The organism is Bacillus sp. HY001, from assembly GCF_007558965.1.
Classification (GTDB): domain Bacteria; phylum Bacillota; class Bacilli; order Bacillales; family Bacillaceae_G; genus Bacillus_A; species Bacillus_A mobilis.
This window is the reverse complement of the sequence record NZ_VLTE01000177.1, coordinates 1-343: the sequence shown is the minus strand read 5'-3', so window position 1 is coordinate 343 and position 343 is coordinate 1. Positions and strand designations below refer to the sequence as shown.

The 343-nt window shown below is 32.4% G+C and carries 1 pseudogene; it reads left to right on the top strand.

The features are described 5' to 3' along the window. Nucleotides 1–343: pseudogene (locus tag FOT98_RS30170) on the top strand (RNA-guided endonuclease InsQ/TnpB family protein); the annotation flags it as partial.

The window sequence follows — 343 nt, the reverse complement described above, 5'->3', positions numbered from 1 at the left end:
GTACACTGGATTAACACAAGAAAAAGAGTTGCAGCCTTTGCAAAAAGAAGTTCTGGATCATATTCATAAAAATATTGGTAAGATGAATGACACACAACTTCTTGCCTATCAGAAGAAATTGGAAAAAGAGAAATTAAAGCCTAAAGAAGAACAGAAAGAGATTACATGTAATTTGTTTTCAGAACCTAATTTTGAAAAACCTTATGTAGATTACAACTTTCTGGATGCACTATTTAAGGCTATGGTTCAAAATGATTATCGAGCTTTGCCTACGCAATGTAGCCAGTCAATCATGAAAGGTTTGTTCCAAAATTGGAAATCTTTTTTTGCTAGTTTAAAAGAC